General features: G+C 64.0%; 11 protein-coding genes. 9 read left to right on the top strand and 2 right to left on the bottom strand.

Annotated features, from left to right (window positions below; all coding sequences use genetic code 11):
• Positions 1-144 precede the first annotated feature (144 nt).
• Positions 145-2,460, bottom strand: coding sequence for a GNVR domain-containing protein (locus M2320_RS05515; RefSeq protein ID WP_264596415.1), 2,316 nt, complete (start codon positions 2,458-2,460; stop codon positions 145-147).
• A 327-nt stretch (positions 2,461-2,787) separates the two neighbouring features.
• On the opposite strand from M2320_RS05515, the gene M2320_RS05510 reads away from it, so the two are divergent.
• The 6 genes from M2320_RS05510 to M2320_RS05485 are packed head-to-tail and all read left to right on the top strand — an operon-like array spanning position 2,788 to position 12,686.
• Positions 2,788-3,027 carry a hypothetical protein gene (locus tag M2320_RS05510; protein ID WP_264596414.1) on the top strand — a complete coding sequence of 80 codons (240 nt, stop codon included), beginning with the start codon at positions 2,788-2,790 and terminating at the stop codon, positions 3,025-3,027.
• Entirely contained in the window at positions 3,024-7,685 is a 4,662-nt protein-coding gene (locus M2320_RS05505) for a DUF4082 domain-containing protein (RefSeq protein WP_264596413.1), read from the top strand. The genes M2320_RS05510 and M2320_RS05505 overlap by 4 nt, the downstream gene beginning before the upstream one ends.
• Before the next feature lie 12 nt (positions 7,686-7,697).
• The gene (locus M2320_RS05500) at positions 7,698-8,015 is read left to right on the top strand and encodes a hypothetical protein (RefSeq protein ID WP_264596412.1); all 318 of its coding nucleotides are present in this window, start codon (positions 7,698-7,700) and stop codon (positions 8,013-8,015) included.
• Positions 7,993-10,197 (top strand): peptidase domain-containing ABC transporter, encoded by a 2,205-nt coding sequence (locus M2320_RS05495; protein ID WP_264596411.1) that lies wholly within the window; start codon positions 7,993-7,995, stop codon positions 10,195-10,197. The genes M2320_RS05500 and M2320_RS05495 overlap by 23 nt, the downstream gene beginning before the upstream one ends.
• Positions 10,194-11,513, top strand: a complete 1,320-nt coding sequence (locus tag M2320_RS05490; protein ID WP_264596410.1) for an HlyD family type I secretion periplasmic adaptor subunit — start codon at positions 10,194-10,196, stop codon at positions 11,511-11,513. Before M2320_RS05495 ends, M2320_RS05490 begins: the two co-directional genes overlap by 4 nt.
• A gap of 12 nt (positions 11,514-11,525) precedes the next feature.
• A complete protein-coding gene (locus M2320_RS05485) occupies positions 11,526-12,686 on the top strand; it encodes a hypothetical protein (protein ID WP_264596409.1) in 1,161 nt (386 codons plus the stop codon).
• Here the strand turns inward: M2320_RS05485 and M2320_RS05480 are convergent, their stop codons facing one another.
• A complete protein-coding gene (locus tag M2320_RS05480; RefSeq protein WP_264596408.1) occupies positions 12,687-13,571 on the bottom strand; it encodes a glycosyltransferase in 885 nt (294 codons plus the stop codon).
• A 220-nt stretch (positions 13,572-13,791) separates the two neighbouring features.
• Here M2320_RS05480 and M2320_RS05475 point away from each other — a divergent pair, with 220 nt between their 5' ends.
• From M2320_RS05475 to wecC, 3 genes are read left to right on the top strand one after another with little or no spacing between them, the layout of a single operon-like run.
• Positions 13,792-14,541, top strand: a complete 750-nt coding sequence (locus M2320_RS05475) for a WecB/TagA/CpsF family glycosyltransferase (RefSeq protein ID WP_264596407.1) — start codon at positions 13,792-13,794, stop codon at positions 14,539-14,541.
• A gap of 3 nt (positions 14,542-14,544) precedes the next feature.
• Positions 14,545-15,660: a non-hydrolyzing UDP-N-acetylglucosamine 2-epimerase gene (gene wecB / locus M2320_RS05470; protein ID WP_264596406.1), complete on the top strand. Its 1,116-nt coding sequence runs from the start codon at positions 14,545-14,547 to the stop codon at positions 15,658-15,660.
• Positions 15,653-16,927, top strand: coding sequence for a UDP-N-acetyl-D-mannosamine dehydrogenase (gene wecC, locus M2320_RS05465; protein ID WP_264596405.1), 1,275 nt, complete (start codon positions 15,653-15,655; stop codon positions 16,925-16,927). Before wecB ends, wecC begins: the two co-directional genes overlap by 8 nt.
• Positions 16,928-16,950: the final 23 nt, after the last annotated feature.

The raw sequence follows: 16,950 nt of genomic DNA, 5'->3' as shown, positions 1-16,950 counted from the left end.
CCCGAACCTGCCATCTCCGTCATTCGCAGGCCAGAGAATAGTTATTTTGCAATATATTATCGCCAATGCTGTTGCATCTCCGCCACAACCTATGGCCAAGCTAAAGCAAAGACAGACCTTTTTTGCTGAAACGCCACGACCGCTTCACTCATCCCTGGCGGAAGCATAGCGGGAAAGGTATTTTTCATCATAGTAATCGTGGCAGATGCGGTCATAATCCGCCATACGCTTGAGATCGGTCTTGTTGAGCACGGCGCCGACGATGTTTTCGTAGACATTTGGCGCCTCATGCAGCGCGCGCTTGACCACGTCGATCTTGGTTCGGCCCCACTCGACCACGAGCAGATGGCAATCGATGAAGGAGGCGGTGGCGCGCGCGTCGACCAGCGGCGCCAGCGGCGGCAGATCGACGATCACATAGTCGAAGGCGTCCCGCAGATGGTCGAACAATTTCCGCGTCGCCTCGGAGGCCAGCATTTCGCTGCTGTGGAACAGCGGCCGTCGCCTTACCGTGGGCAGCACGGAAAAATGGGTTTGTGGGTCGCGCCAGATCGCCTCCTCGAGCGCGCGCGCGCCATAAATCACCTCGATCAGGCCGAAACTGGCGTCGGGCGCGAGCTGGGTCGACAGCGAGGGATGGCGCAAGTCGCAATCGACCAGGATCACGCTACGGCCGCTGTGGGCGATCAGCCGGGCGAGCGACGCGGCGATCGTGCTCTTGCCCTCGTCCGGCAGCGCGGAAGTCACGCCGATGACCCGGTTCGGCGTCTTGTTCGGGTTGAGGTCGATGCCGATCTTGGCGGAGCGGATGGTTTCGGCAAAACGCGACAGCGGCATGCCGACCACCGTGGAATCGATGGTGTGGACAGTCGCCAGGGCGCGCTCGCCCCCCCCCTGCGCCTCATCCTCCTGCGGCGTCTGCCGGCGCCTGTTCGGCGCCTCCATGCGCGGCACCACGGAAAAACAGGGTAGATGCAGCAGGGACTCGATCTGCGCGGGCGTGCGGAAGACGCGGTCGCGCAGGTCGCGCAGCAAAGCGACGCCCACGCCCAACGCCAATCCGCCCAGCGCGCCAAGCGCCAGGATCAGCTTTTTTTTCGGCTTGGTCTGGCTGTCCGGCGGCAGAGCCGGATAGATCACCCGCGCTTCGGTGATCGGAAAACTCTCCTGCTGAACGGCGCCCATATAGCGTTGCTGGAAGGTTTCGTAGAGCGTGCGATAGCTCCTCGCCCGGCTTTCCATGTCGCGCAGGGCGACCTCCGCCGAATTGGTCGTTCGCGTCGCCTTCACCGCCTCGCCGTAAAGCTTCTCGATCTCCTGCTGGCGTTTTTTGGCGATCTCGTAGTCGCTCCGGCTGGTCGCCGCGAGCCGGCGCACTTCATCCCTGATGGAGCCGCGAATTTCTTGCATGCGCGCGCGAAGGTCCCGGACCGCCTGATGGGTGTCGCCGTAACGGTTCGACCATTCGCTCTCGCGCCTCTGCATCTGCAGATATTCCGTGCGCAACGCGTTGACGATCGGACTGTTGAGCGCGTCAGAAAGCGGGGCGCCCGACAATTCCTCCGACGGAGCCGTCGTACTGTCGGCGCGCAGCAAGGTCTCATAACGATTCAGTCGCGCCAGCGCTTCTGACGTCTGCGCGCGCGCGGCGACGATGCGGGTGTTCAATTCGGTGAGTTGCTGGTCATCGACGGGCTTGCCGCCGCTCGAGGCGATGTTGTGGCTCGTCTTATAGGCCTCGACCGCCTGCTCCTCGGCGTGGGCCTGGTCGCCAAGCTCCTGCAACCGCTGCTGAAGCCAGGCGGTGGCGCTGCGGCTGGCCTCGAACTTGGCGTTCATTTGCTCCTTGATGTAGGCGCTCGCCACCGCGTTGATGACCTCCGCGGCATGGTCGGGCGAGCGCGACCCGTAAGAGATTTCGATGATGTTGCTCATGCCGACGCGCTGCGCCTGGAGCCGCGACAGGAAGGCGTCGATCAGCGCTTCCGGGGGTTCTTCGCGCGCTGTGGGCGACGTCTCCGGCGCCTCGGGCGACCGGCCGCGGAGGAAGGCGCCGAGACGCTCGAACAGTCCCCGCGAGGCGGCGAAGTCGACATCCTGCGAAAGATTCAATTGCCTGATGACGGCGATGGCCACCGCCGAGGATCGCACCAATTGCAGGTGCGTCTCGATTTCGGCGGCGTCGAAATAGGTTTCGGAGAGCGGCGAATCCTGCCGCACCGAAGGCGACTTCGGGTTCTTGAGCAGGATCTGCGCTTCCGCCACAAAGGTCGGCGGCGTGACGCGCAGATAGACGACAGCCAGAGCGATCGACAGCGCGGCGGTGACGGCGACGACGAGATATTGGCGGCGCAGCAGGCTGAGAACCATGCTGATCATCTCGTCGGCGCCGCCGCCATTTTGCGCGGGCGAAAACGGCGATTGGGCTCTCTCCATATGCGGCATATTGCTCTGAAGCATGCGACGCCTCTCCGGCCGGGCCTGTCGCCGCCGGCGCTCGACCCCGGTGGAGGGTGAGATCGCGCCGCGGCCTGAATTCGATTTAATAAATATATATATTAAATACGCCGATGTCGACCTTAAATCAGACTCGACGCCCCGCCCTGCTGAAGTCATTTATTTTTCTTTGTGTTGCAAAGTTTTACGCCATACACCCTCGAGGAAGCATGGCTTTCATGGTTTTTATCACCGTAATTTTGTGTCATTTTTAATATTTAATTTGACGAGATCGCCAACCCGATATTAAATCGTCAGCTCAAGCCGCACCCACCGCTTGCGAGGGTCGCCATGATCAATCTCTCCATGCCGGCAGAACGCCAGGGCGAGGCCGCCTGCTTTCTTTCACCATCGCCGCGCGCCGCCGCGCTTTTTCTGCTGTCGAGCGTTGAGCCGCTCGTTGACCAAGCCCCGCCACCGGCGAGCCCGGCCTCGCCCGGAACGACCGCGCCGACCAAAGTCTCGGGGCGCGCCTCGGCGCCGTTCACGGCGATCGCCGGAGGCGCCATCGCCGGGGAGGCCACGCCATGACAAGCAACGCCATCGTGCTCGAGAACCAGAAAGCGGGCGCGCCGATGTCGGCCTGGTGGGTCGATCCCGGGCAGGACTCCACAACAATCCAGGGGTTTACCACCGGCATCAGCACGAACCTCGGCGGGACCGTGCAGTTCAAGGTCAATAATCAGACAGGCAATCCGAATTACACGATCAATATCTATCGCCTCGGCTATTACGGCGGCGCCGGCGCGACCTTTGTCACCTCGCTCCAGCACACGACATCGGTCGTCCAACCGGCGCCGCTCCGGAACGCCACCACCGGCGAGGTCGACGCCGGCAACTGGAGCGTCACTGACAGCTGGAAAGTGCCGACGAGCGCGACATCCGGCGTCTACATCGCCAATATTGTCGATGGAGCGCAGGTCTTCCAAATCCCCTTCATCGTCCGCAATGACGCGTCGACCAGCGACATCGTGTTCCAGACCGCCGATCAGACCTGGCAGGCCTATAATCCCTGGGGCGGCGCCAATCTCTACCAGGGCAATGGGCCAGGCGACAGCGGCGCCGCCTATGCCGTCAGCTACAATCGCCCGATCACCACGCGCGACGGCGGACTGCTGGGCACATCCAACGACATGGTGTTCTCGGCCGAGTTTCCGACCATCTACTGGATGGAGCGGAACGGTTACGACGTCAGCTATATCTCCGGTCTCGACGCCGCCACCAATGGCTCGCTGCTGCTGAACCACAAGGTCTATATGGACAGCGGCCACGACGAATACTGGACCGACAGCCAGTACAAGAACGTCCAGGCGGCCGGCCACGCCGGCGTCAGCCTGATGTTCCTGAGCGGCAATGAGATTTACTGGCAGACCCGGCTCGCGCCCAGCCTTGACGCCAGCGCCACGCCCAACCGCACCCTCGTTGATTACAAGGACACCCACGCCAATGCCCTGATCGATCCCTCGGGCACGGCGACCAGCACGTTCATGGACGCGCGCTTCGCCTCATCGGGCGGGCTGGCCGGCGTGCCCTCCAATTCCCTGACCGGTCAGGTGTTTTCGGTCGATTCCGACCGTTACGACACGATCACCATTCCCTATGGCCAAACGCAATTGCGCATCTGGCGCAACACGGCGGTCGCCTCGACGGCGCCGGGGGGAACGGCCTCGCTGGCGCCGGGCCTGCTCGGCTACGAATGGGACACCTCGCCCAATGACGCCTTCCGTCCCGCAGGCCTTGTCGACCTGTCCTCGACCACGCTTCAGGTGCAGACGCTGCTGCTCGACTATGGCAACACCACCGGCCCGGGGACCGCGACCCACAATCTGGTCCAGTTCCGCGATCCCGTCAGCGGCGCGATGGTTTTCTCCACCGGCACGGTGTTCTGGTCCTGGGGCCTGTCTGACATCCACGACATCAATTACGGCGCGCTGCAGCCGGTCGACCCGAGCGTGCAGCAGGCGACAGTCAATGTCCTCGCGGAAATGGGGGTGCAACCGCAAACCTTGCAGGCGAGCCTGGCGCTGGCCGCCGCTTCGACGGACCACACGGCGCCGACCTCCAGGATCACCAGCCTTTCCGCAACCAGCGTCGTCGAGGGACAGGCCATCACGGTGAAGGGAACCGCCAGCGATAGCGGCGGCGTGATCGGCGGCGTCGAGGTGTCCAGCGACGGCGGCAAGACCTGGCGCGCCGCCACCAGCACGGTCGGCGCGGCGACCGCGACCTGGTCCTACACGTTCACGACCAAAGGCCCGGGCTCCTACACGGTCCTGAGTCGCGCGGTCGACGACAGCATCAATCTGGAGAAACCAACCGGCGGCTCTGCCTACACAGTCACGCCCTCGTCCAATCTGTCGATCTGGTCCTCCACGGCGACCCCCGTCGCCGCCAATGTCGCCGACGCCGGCGGCAAGTCCGGCGTGGAGCTGGGCGTGCAATTCGTGTCTTCGACCTCCGGCCTCGTCACCGGCATCCGTTTCTACAAGGGCGCCCAGAACACCGGCACGCATATCGGCGATCTCTGGTCCTCGACCGGAAGCCTGCTGGCGAGCGCGACCTTCACCAACGAGACCTCCAGCGGCTGGCAGCAGGTCAATTTCGCCAGCCCGGTCCAGATCCAGGCGGGCGCGACCTATACCGCCTCGTATTGGGGCAATTCGGGCTATTACGCGTCCGACGATTTCTACTTCGTCAGCCCGGGCGTCACCCACGGCTCGCTGACCGCAACCGGCGGCGGAATGAACGGCGTCTTCGCCTATGGCGCGACTTCGACCTTTCCGGGCAGCGTCTATCTGGCCTCCAGCCCCAATTATTGGGTGGATCTGGTCTTCAACGACACCAGCGGCGGAAGCGGCGCCCCCCAGGCCAATAATGACAGCGGATTCACGACGACCGCAAAAACCGCTCTGACCATTCCCGTGGCGACGCTGCTCGCCAATGACACCGACCCGAACGGACTGCCGCTGATCTTCCAGGGCGTCAGCAATCCGGTCGGCGGCGCTGCGGTCTACAATTCCGCCGCGCAAACCGTCACCTTCACCCCCACGACAGGCTATGTCGGGGCGGCGAGTTTTACCTATTCGATCACCGACGCCAAGGGCGGGACCGGTTCCGCCGGCGTGTCGCTGACGGTGACCAATCCCGCGGGAACGGAAAGCCTGTTCAGCGCGAACGCGACGCCAGCGACCGTCACCGTCAACGACACGAGTCCCGTCGAACTGGGGGTGAGGTTCACGGCCGCCGCCAACGGCCTGATTTCCGGCATCCGCTTCTATAAGGGGCCGTCGAACACGGGAACCCATTTCGCCGATCTCTGGAGTTCCACGGGCGCGCTGCTCGCCACCGCCACCTTTACCAACGAGACCGCAAGCGGCTGGCAGCAGGTGAATTTTTCCACGCCCGTCGCGATCACCGCCGGAACCACCTATACGGCGGCGTACCACAGCTCGGGCTATTACTCGGCCAACGAAAACTATTTCGCCGCCAATCTGGTCAGCGGCGATCTCACCGCGCCCGCGTCAAACAATGGCGTCTATGCCTATAGCTCGACCAGGGCCTTTCCCACCAGCACCTATCAGGCGAGCAATTATTGGGTCGACGTCGTCTATTCGAAATCGTCGGGCGCGCAGCCCCCTGTCGCCACCAATGACAGCGGCTTTACGACGCTGGTCAATACGGCGCTGCCCATCGCCGCCTCGGCCTTGCTCGCCAACGACACCGATCCCAACGGCTTGCCCCTGTCGATCGCAAGCGTCAGCGCGCCAGTCAACGGAACTGTGGCCTATAATTCATCGACGCAGACGGTGACCTTCACGCCCACGGCCAATTTTACCGGCGCGGCTGGGTTCACTTACACGATCAAGGACTCCGCCGGCGGAACCGCATCGGCCAATGTCTCGCTGAACGTCAACCCGGCGACGGCCACGCAGAGCCTGTTCTCCTCCAGCGCAACGCCGGCGATCATCACCGAAAACGACTCGAGCGCCGTCGAGCTCGGCGTGCGGTTCATGGCCGCCGCGAACGGTCTGATCTCAGGAATTCGCTTCTACAAGGGTCCCTCGAACATCGGCGCCCATGTCGCCGATCTCTGGAGTTCGAGCGGGGCGCTGCTCGCCTCCGCAACCTTCACCAATGAGACCGCGAGCGGCTGGCAGCAGGTCAATTTCGCCAGCCCCATCGCGATCACCGCGGGGACGACCTATACGGCCTCGTATCACACATCGGGCTATTACTCCGCCAACAGCAATTATTTCACCTCGAACGTGGTCAGCGGCGACCTCACTGCGCCCGCGGCTAACAATGGCGTCTATGCCTATGGCGCGAGCAGCGCTTTTCCGACCAACACCTATCAGGCGAGCAATTATTGGGTGGACGTCGTCTATTCCAAATCCTCGGGGACGCAGGCCCCGGTGGCCAAAAATGACAGCGGTTTTGTCGCCACGCTGAACACGCCGCTCACGATCAATGCGTCGCAATTGCTCGCCAACGACACCGATCCCAATGGCCTGCCGCTTTCGGTGACCGGCGTGAGCAACGCCGCCAATGGCGCGGTCAGCTACAATGCGCAAGCGAAGACCGTGACCTTCACGCCGAATGCAAATTACACGGGACCGGCGAGCTTTTCCTATTCCATCGCCGACACGGCGGGCGGAACCGCCTCGGCGAATGTCAGCCTGTCCGTGACCAGCCCGAGCGTGGTCAGCCTGTTCCCATCGACATGGACGCCGGCCATTGTGACGGAGAACGACAGCCTCGCCGTGGAGCTCGGCTTCAAGTTCACGGCTTCGCAGGCCGGACAGGTCACCGGCGTCGAATTCTACAAGGGGCCGCTGAACACCGGAACCCACGTCGCCCATTTGTGGAGCGCGACAGGCGCCCTCCTCGCCTCTGCGACCTTCACCAACGAGACGGCGAGCGGCTGGCAGCAGGTCAATTTCGCCACGCCGGTCACGGTCACCCCGGGGACGACCTATATCGCCTCCTACCACACCAATACGGGCGAATATTCGGTCGATCCGAACCTGTTCGCCAGTTCGATCAGCAATGGGCCGCTCACCGCCCCCTCCTCCGCCTCGAGCGGCGGCAACGGCGTCTATGCCTATGGCTCGACAAGCCTGTTCCCGGCGAACACCTACAACGCCTCCGGCTATGGCGTCGACGTCCTCTTCAAGCCGCAACTCGCGTGACAGGAGCCGCATATGCATGCCGAACTATATACCGATGGCGTCGACGAAATCACCGTGAGCGGCTCGATCGTCCGCATCGATCTGGTCAGCCTGTCGCCCACCGAGCGCGACGAGAACAATGCGCCGAAACGGGTGCTGCGCCAGCGCCTGATCCTGTCCGTGGAAGCCTTCGCCAATTCCGTCGAGGTCATGCAGAAGGCGCTGCAAAGTCTTGTTGACGCAGGCGTCGTGCGCCGGACGCCGGAGCCGCGCGCCACGACGGGCGAAGACCTCGGCATGCTGCATGCGCGGTCGAAGGGAAAGCCGAATGCTTCAGCCAATTTCCGCTGAAGCGCGCGAAAGCGAGGCCGAAGGCGGCCCGTCGCCCGAGCCCGCCGATCCAGGCCATGCGACCCGGACAGCGCTCGAATGTCTCGCGCGCGTCGCCAGCGCGCATGGGGTCGAGCTCTCCGCCGATCGCCTGCGCCATATCCACGCGGTCGACGGCGACGTCGACGCGGCGCTGCTGCTGCGCATGGCCGCCGACGCTGGTTTGCGCGCGAGGACAACGCATCTCGACTGGACGCGGCTGACCCGGCTCGGCGAAGCCTATCCGGCGCTGCTGCGCCTCGCCAACGGCAACTGGATCGTTGTGCCCGGCGCCGAGGGCGCGGAGGCCGTTCGCGTCATCGACCCCCTGGCCGAACGCCAGGATGAGCCGCTGGTCGTCACCAAAGACGTGTTTTGCGCGCGATGGTCTGGCGAGGCCATTCTCGTCAAGCCGGCCGCGCAGCCCGCCAGCGCCCCCGCTTTCGGACTGCGCTGGTTTCTGCCTGAACTGGCGCGGCAATGGCGGCTGCTCGCCGATGTCGCCATCGCGGCGTTGATGCTCTATGCGCTGGGCTTGGCGCTCCCCATCTTCTTCCAGCTCGTCATTGACAAGGTTCTGGTGCACGAGAGTTTCGCCACGCTTTACGTGCTGGTCGCGGGCGCCATCGCGGCGCTGGCTTTCGACGCCTTATTCAATTTCCTGCGGCGCTACCTGCTGCTCTACGCCACCAACAAGATTGACATTCGCGTCGCGACAAAAACCTTCGGCCACCTGATGGGACTCCCGGTGGCGTTTTTCGAGCAGATTTCGGCGGGCGTTCTAGTCAAACACATGCAGCAGGCGGCGCGCATCCGCGAGTTCCTCACCGGACGCCTGTTCCTGACCACGCTCGACGCGCTGTCGCTGATCGTGTTCATTCCCGTGCTGCTGCTTTACAGCGTCAAGCTGACCCTCATCGTGCTCGCGTTCACGGCGCTGAGCGGCGCGGTGGTGGCGGCGCTGATGGGACCGTTCCGGCGCCGTCTCGACGCGCTTTATCGCGCCGAGGGCGCGCGCCAGGCGCAGCTTGTCGAAACCGTGCACGGCATGTCCACCGTCAAGGCGCTGTCGATGGAGCCAGCGCAGAACCGCGACTGGAACAACCGCTGCGCCCAGGCCGTCACCATGCGGTTCGGCGTCGAACAAATTTCCGCAGGCGCGCAGGCGCTGACCGGCTTGCTCGAAAAGCTCATGACCGTCGGCATCATCGCCTTCGGCGCGCTCGACGTGTTCAGCGGCGCGCTGTCCGTGGGCGCGCTGGTCGCCTTCAACATGCTGGCGGGACGCGTGTCGGGACCTCTGGTGCAAATGACGACCATGGCGCACGAATATCAGGAGGTGGCGCTCGCGGTCAAAATGCTTGGCGAGGTGATGAACCAGCAGCCTGAACGCGACGCGGCGCGCGAAGGTCTGCGCCCAGATTTCGCCGGCGGAATCGAGTTCGAGAACGTGTCGTTCCGCTATGGCGAAGAGGGCGCTCTGGCGCTCGACGACATCTGCTTCGCCATCGCGCCCGGCGAAATCTTTGGAATTGTTGGACGCAGCGGCTCTGGCAAAACTACGCTGACGCGCCTGATTTGCGGTATGCGCAAGCCGTCCGCCGGCGTGCTGCGGATCGACGGTTTTGATTCACGCGAACTCGATCTCGCGCATTTGCGCCAGAACGTCGGCATGGTTCTGCAAGACAATTTTCTGTTTCGCGGCACGGTTCGCGAAAATATCGCGAGAGCGAAACCCGGCGCCGGCTTCGCCGAAATTGTGCGCGCCGCGCGGCTTGCCGGCGCCGACGAATTCATCGAACGGCTGCCGCGCGGTTTTGACACTTTGCTGGAAGAGAACGCCTGCAACCTTTCCGGCGGCCAAAAGCAGCGTCTCGCCATCGCCCGCGCGCTGGTCACCGATCCCCGCATCCTGATCCTCGACGAGGCCACCAGCGCGCTGGATTCGGAAAGCGAGCTGATCGTGCGCACCAACCTGCGCCGGATCGCGGCGGGGCGCACGGTGATCATCGTCTCCCACCGCCTGTCCATGCTCGCCGACGCCCACAAGATCCTGGTGATCGAACGCGGCCGCATCGTCGATCTCGACCGGCACGACAAGCTTCTGTCGCAATGCGCCGGCTATCGGCGACTGTGGAGCCAACAGACGAGGCAGGCCCTGTGAGCGCGCAAACCGTCGCCGAATTCCAGTCGGACGCGGCCGAGATCGAAACGCGGCCGCCGCCGCGCCTCGCCCGCGTCACCCTCTACGCTATGCTGGCGCTGATCGCGGCCGCTCTGACCTGGGCGACGTTTTCGCGCATCGACACGATTGTCGCGGCGCCGGGAAAGCTCATCACCACCAGCCCGAACATTGTGGTGCAGCCGCTTGAAACCTCGGTCATCCGCACCATGCATGTGAGGGTGGGCGACCGCGTGGCGAAAGGGGACGCGCTGGCGACGCTCGATCCCACCTTTTCCCAAGCCGATCTCGACGCTTTGCGCCAGCGTCAGGCCGCTCTGGACGCCACCGTCGCGCGGCTGCGGGCGGAACTCGAGGGCGCAAGCTTGCCCGACCCCGCCGGAGCCGACGAACGCTTGCAGCGCGACGTGTTCGTGCAGCGCAAGGCGCATTTCGACGCGCAGATGCAGGATTACGATGCGCAGATCGCCTCCGCCCAGGCCAATCTCAAGACCGCACGCGACGAGGAAGCGGTGCTGGTCAAGCGTTTGGAAACCATGAGTTCGATCGAGACGATGCGCCAGGCGCTCGCCGCAAAGGAGGTCGGCTCCAAGCTCAATCTGCTGTTGTCACGCGATGCGCGGCTCGAGATCGAAAGCAATCTGGCGCGGGTGCGCGGCAATATCGCGGATCAGGCGCACCGGGTCGACAAGGCGCGCGCGGACCGCGCGGTTTTCGCCGAGGATTTTCGCCGCACGGCCTATCAGGATTTGGTGGAGAATCTCGCCAAGCGCGCGGGCGTCGCCGAGGAGCTGAAGAAGGCGGAGCTGCGCCGCAATCTCATCGTGCTGCACGCGCCCGCCGACGCGGTGGTGCTGGAAATCGGCAGCCGCACCGTCGGTTCGGTGGCGCGCGAGGCCGAAACCCTGTTCGTGCTCGCGCCAAGCGACTCGCCGCTGCAAGCCGAGGTGAATGTCGAGGGGCGCGACATCGGTCAGGTCGAACTCGGCCAAGGCGCGCGCGTGAAACTGGAGGCCTTTCCATTTCAGAAATATGGGACCGCCTCTGGCGTCGTCAGGGTGATCAGCCAGGACGCGTTCACGCCCGAGAAGGCGGAAGCGGGCGGAGAAAAGAAGGCGCCGTTTTATCGGGTGATCGTCGACCTGACCGATGCGCGTCTGCGCGAGTCCGGCGCGCGCGTACAATTGCTTCCGGGCATGGCCGTGACCGCCGAACTGAAGGTCGGGCGGCGCAGCGTGATGTCCTATTTCCTATACCCGCTCTTGCGGGGTCTCGACGAGAGCATTCGCGAATATTGACGAGGTGACGCCATGAATATTCGTCCTGTGGATTTGCCCGCGCAGCCGGCCGACGCCGCTGTCGCCCCCCAAAACGCGCGGCTGGTGAATTACGCCTTGCACGGGTTGGAGAAGTGCTGGCTTCCCGAGCAGGAGCGCTGGTCGCACATCTATCATCTCGATGGCCGCGCTGCGCCGAACGAGTCTCTGCCCCGTAGTGACGTGTTCTATACGCTCAACGTTCTGCTCGGGCTTTCGCGCGTAGCGGCGCCGCCGGACGGGTTGGACGTGAACCGCATTTTCGCGCGCAATGCTTCGGAGCTCACGCGGCTTCCGGTTCGCAAATATGCGTTCGGCATGGCCCTGTGGGCGGGCGCCGAGCTGGGGCTGGAACTGCCAGGGGATTGCGCACGCGAGTTGCGCATCCTGCTCTCAGACCCGAATGCGTGGCGTGATTTCCATGCGCAGGATCTCGGCATGCTGCTCACCGGCGTCGCCGCGCAGGTGCGCGCCGGTCAAAGCGCCTGGCGCGAATTCGCGGCGCCGCTGTTCAGGTTCCTGCAGGCGCGTTTCCTGGGCGAATCCGGCCTGTTCTGCGACACGCCAGCCGGCCTGCGGCGGCGGTTCGCCTCCTTCGCCACCCAGGTCTATCTGTCGCTCGCCTGCTACCATTACGGCGACGTCATGGATGATCCCTCAGCGACCACGCTGGCGTCGCAATGCGTCGAGAAACTGATGGCGCTTCAGGGGCCGCAGGGCGAATGGCCCTGGTTCTACGACGCCGTCAGCGGCCGCGTGCTCGATTTTTATGAAGTCTATTCCGTCCACCAATACGGCATGGCGCCGGCGCTGCTGGAATGGGCGGAACGCGAAAAAATTCCCGGCGCCACCGCAGCGCTGGTCAAGGGTTTTGAATGGGTTTTTGGGGCAAACCAGCTCGGGCGCCCGATGCTGGCGCCGGGCGGCCTGACCATTCGCTCGCAGATCAGAAAAGTCGAAGGCGACGCCAAGGTTTTGCGCGCGGCGCGCGCCATCTCCAACGCTTTGCTCGGGCGCTCCGGGGGCTTGATCGCTCCGGAGAAACTCGGGCTGCGCCTGGAATGCCGCAGCTATGAACTCGGCTGGATTCTCTGGTCGTTCGGACGGCGCGTCGATCTCCCGCAACTGACGGAGAACGACGCCTTCTCCCTGTAATCAGCGGTTCCAGACCAGTTCGCGCTCGCGGCGCAGCAGCGACAGCATGGTCGCGGCGCGATGGACCCGCACCGCGACCATCACCGCGATGGCCGTCAGACGTTCAGAGCCCGCGACCCGGTCGCTGGTCATCACCGTGACGGCGCCCGCGAGCGGCGAGGCCAGCACCAGCAAAGCGCGAATGATCCAGCGCAGGCGCCAAGCCCTTTCGCCTTCCGCCATCCGGCGGTAATGAGCGATCTGCCGATCCCACTTGGCGTACAGCTCTTCCATCGAGCCGCGCGCGGGATGATAGACCACCATATCGGGCGCATAATGGCAGCGCACGCCAGCCGCGAGGGCGCGCCTGCCCCAGTCCATGTCCTCGGCGATTTCGATGCCGGCGAAGGGTCCGACACGGTCGAAGTCGGCGCGGCGCATGGCGAGATTGCCCGTGCCGGAATAGCCGTGCTTCTCGATGTAGAGCTTGAAGCGATAGGCGAACACGCTCTCATAAGCCTCGATCGCGCTGGCGCGGGTTGCGTCGGCGCGCCAGATGCGGACGTCGCCGCCGAGCGCCACGCCCGGTCCCGATGCCGCCAGCGCGGAAACAATGTTGCGCAACCAGTCGCGATCGGCGCGACAGTCCGCGTCGATGAAGGCGAGGATGTCGCCGCGCGCCGCCGCAACGCCGCAATTGCGCGCCGGGCCGGGGCCGGGCCGGGTTTCGCTGAGCAGGCGGGCGCGCGGGTGACGCGCGATCACATTCTCGGGAAGCGCGCGCGAGCCATTGTCGACGACGATGACCTCGACCCCGCCCTCGTACGACTGGACGTCCAGGCTCGTCAGACAGGCGTCCAGCGCTTCCGGCTGGTTCAAATGCGGTATAATCACTGAAATCATCATTTTATTTAATTCCATTTTTAAACCCTCCCAACCCTTGAGAAAGGGAAATCAGCATTTCCCCGGATTCCACAGTAATGTGAGCAGGGTGCGAGCTCCACTCTGACATTAAAAATTAAATCAAAGTCGCTTGCAATTAAATATCGACTGCTTATTATCTCATTTATCGAACAGGCGCGGTGAAGCTCGCAGGCGGGCGATCCGGCCGATCAGGAGGGGTTTCATGCGCGCGTCGTTTCTGGGATGCCCTATTGACGTCCTCTCCATGGCGGAGACGGTTGCTCGCGCGCGGGAGGCGATGGTCAGCCGGCGACGGCTGCAGCATGTCGCACTCAATGTCGCCAAGCTGGTGAACATGCGCTCCGATCCGATGCTGGCCGCCGATGTCGCCAACAGCGACCTCGTCGGGATCGACGGCATGGGGATCGTCTGGGGCGCGCGCGCGCTCGGGCTTCCCGTGAGCAACCGCGTCGCCGGCGTCGACCTGCTCAACGAATTGCTCGGTCTTTGCGCCCGCGAAGGGTTCAAGCCTTATTTCCTCGGCGCGGCGCCGAACGTGCTGGAGCGCGCCGCGGCGACGACGCGACAACGCCATCCAAACCTTCAATTCGCGGGCCTGCGCGACGGCTATTTTTCAAGGGAGCAGGAAGCGGAAATCGTTCTCGCCATTCGCGCCAGCGGGGCTGACTGCCTGTTCATCGGCATGCCGACGCCGCGCAAGGAACGTTTTCTGGCCGCCCATCGCGACGAGCTCGGCGTTCCCTTCATCATGGGCGTCGGCGGCTCATTCGACGTGCTCGCCGGCGCCGTGCGGCGCGCGCCCCGGACGATGCAGCGCGTGGGTCTGGAGTGGCTGTATCGCATCTACCAGGAGCCGCGCCGCATGGCCTGGCGCTACATACGCACCAACACCGTGTTCGCGGGGATTCTGGCGCAGGCGGTCGTGCGCCAGCGCATCGGCGTGGGGGGGTGAGCCGTGAACCAGCGCATCCTCGTGCTCCTCGGCACACGCCCGGAAGCGATAAAACTGTTCCCGGTCATTCATCGCCTCAAGGCGGAAAATGTGGGGGTGACGGTCTGCGCCACCGCGCAACACCGCCAGATGCTGGACCAGGTGCTCAGACTCGCGAACGTCGTTCCCGACGTCGATTTGAATGTGATGACGCCCAACCAGACGCTCGACGCGCTCTCGGCGCGGCTGCTCAACGACATTGGCGCTGTGCTGGAAAAGGTGAAGCCGACGCGGGTCGTCGTGCAAGGCGACACCGCGACGGCGATGATCGGGGCGCTCGCCTCCTACTATCACCGCATCCCCGTCTCGCATGTGGAGGCGGGCCTGCGCAGCGGCGACATTTTCGCCCCCTTCCCCGAGGAGGTGAACAGAAAGATCGTCGGCTCCATCGCCGACCAGCATTTCGCCCCAACCCAGCGCGCCGCGCAGGCTTTGCGCGCGGAAAACGTGCCGCAGGAGCGCATCCACGTCACCGGCAATACCGTGGTGGACGCGCTCATCCTCGCCAAGGCGAAGGTGGAGGCCGATCCAACCATGGCCAGTCGCTGGGACGGCCTGAGGCAAAGACACGGCAACCGGCGCATCATTCTGGTGACCTGCCACAGGCGTGAAAACTTCGGCGGCGGCGTCGAGAACATCGTCAACGCCCTCCAGACGATCCTCAATCGCGAGGACGTCGCCGCCGTTTTGCCTGTGCATCCCAATCCCAATGTTCGCGACATCTTTTCGGCGCGGTTTTCCAACCACCCGCGCGTCGCGTTGATCTCGCCGCAGGAATACACCGATTTCGTCAGCCTGCTCTCCATGTCCTATCTGGTGCTGACCGATTCCGGCGGCGTGCAGGAGGAGGCGCCCACCTTCGGCAAGCCCGTCCTGGTGATGCGCGAGACGACGGAGCGGCCCGAAGGCGTCGAGGCGGGCACCGCGCGCCTGGTCGGCTCCGATTACGACCGCATCGTCGGCGAAACCTTCAAACTGCTCGACGATGACGAGACCTATGCGGCCATGGCCCGGTCGCACAATCCGTTCGGCGACGGACACGCCAGTGAACGCATAGTGAAGGTGCTTCTCCATGCATGAATTTGAAAAAGTCTGTGTCGTGGGCCTCGGCTATATCGGCCTGCCCACGGCGGCGCTGATCGCCAGCCGCGGCATCCAGGTGCTCGGCGTCGACACCAAAGACGACGTCGTCAAAACCGTCGCCGCCGGAACCATCCACATTTCCGAGCCGGATCTCGACGGCCTCGTGGCCAAAGTGGTTTCGAGCGGAACGCTGACGACGGCGACCAAACCGCAGGCCGCCGACGTGTTCATGATCGCCGTGCCCACGCCCATCGACCGCGACAACAAGCCGGACCTTTCCATGGTGCGCGCCGCCGTGGACAGCATCGCGGATGTGCTGGCGCCCGGCAATCTCGTCATTCTCGAATCGACCTCGCCCATCGGCACGACGGAGGGCGTCGCGACGCAGATCGTCGAACGGCGCCCGGACCTTCATGTGGGCTCGAACGGCAAGGCCAACGGACACGCCAACGCCACGATCAATGTCGCCTATTGTCCGGAGCGCGTGCTGCCCGGACGCATTCTCACCGAACTCATCAACAATGACCGCTGCATCGGCGGCGTGACGCCGGCCTGCACCCGCCGCGCCCAGCGCTTCTACAAGAGTTTTGTGCGCGGCGCCTGCGTGGCGACCACGGCGCGGGCCGCCGAACTGGTGAAGCTCACCGAGAACGCCTATCGCGACACCAATATCGCCTTCGCCAACGAATTGTCGATGATCTGCGATCGCTTCGACATCAATGTCTGGGAAGTGATCGACCTCGCCAACCGCCACCCGCGCGTCAATGTGTTGCGGCCAGGACCAGGCGTCGGCGGCCATTGCATCGCGGTCGATCCCTGGTTCATCATCGATTCCGCGCCCGACCTGGCGCGCGTCATGCGCACCAGTCGCGACGTCAACAATGACAAGACGCATCGGATCATTGCGCAGGCAGAGGCGCTGATCGACGATCACCCTTATGCCAATATTGCCTGCTGCGGCCTGACCTTCAAGGCCAATATCGACGATCTCCGCGAGAGCCCGGCGATGGAGATCGCACAGCATCTCGTCGCCAAATATGGCTCACGGATAAAAATCGTCGAACCGAACCTGCGAAATCCGCCGCGCGACCTCGCCGATCTCGGTGCGGAATTCATGGATATCGACGAAGCCATCCACGCCTGCGAAATCGCCATCCTGCTCGTCGACCACGACGAGTTCAAGCTCGTGCCTCTCGCGGAGCGGCGCCACCTCGACGTCATCGACACGCGCGGTGTTTGGCAGGACATGCCGGCGCGCACCTGAGCCCAGGACCACCAAGCGAAAGG

The organism is Rhodoblastus acidophilus, assembly GCF_025961575.1.
GTDB lineage: Bacteria > Pseudomonadota > Alphaproteobacteria > Rhizobiales > Beijerinckiaceae > Rhodoblastus > Rhodoblastus acidophilus_C.
The sequence above is the reverse complement of the archived record's forward strand: the minus strand, read 5'-3'. Positions and strand labels throughout refer to the sequence as shown.

Excerpts from the sequence above, each read along its gene's own strand:
- M2320_RS05485 (WP_264596409.1), top strand. The coding sequence starts at position 11,526 with ATGAATATTCGTCCTGTGGATTTGCCCGCGCAGCCGGCCGACGCCGCT.
- M2320_RS05510 (WP_264596414.1), top strand. The coding sequence starts at position 2,788 with ATGATCAATCTCTCCATGCCGGCAGAACGCCAGGGCGAGGCCGCCTGC.
- M2320_RS05475 (WP_264596407.1), top strand. The coding sequence starts at position 13,792 with ATGCGCGCGTCGTTTCTGGGATGCCCTATTGACGTCCTCTCCATGGCG.
- M2320_RS05500 (WP_264596412.1), top strand. The coding sequence starts at position 7,698 with ATGCATGCCGAACTATATACCGATGGCGTCGACGAAATCACCGTGAGC.
- wecC (WP_264596405.1), top strand. The coding sequence starts at position 15,653 with ATGCATGAATTTGAAAAAGTCTGTGTCGTGGGCCTCGGCTATATCGGC.
- M2320_RS05505 (WP_264596413.1), top strand. The coding sequence starts at position 3,024 with ATGACAAGCAACGCCATCGTGCTCGAGAACCAGAAAGCGGGCGCGCCG.
- M2320_RS05480 (WP_264596408.1), bottom strand. The coding sequence starts at position 13,571 with ATGATGATTTCAGTGATTATACCGCATTTGAACCAGCCGGAAGCGCTG.
- M2320_RS05495 (WP_264596411.1), top strand. The coding sequence starts at position 7,993 with ATGCTTCAGCCAATTTCCGCTGAAGCGCGCGAAAGCGAGGCCGAAGGC.
- M2320_RS05515 (WP_264596415.1), bottom strand. The coding sequence starts at position 2,460 with ATGCTTCAGAGCAATATGCCGCATATGGAGAGAGCCCAATCGCCGTTT.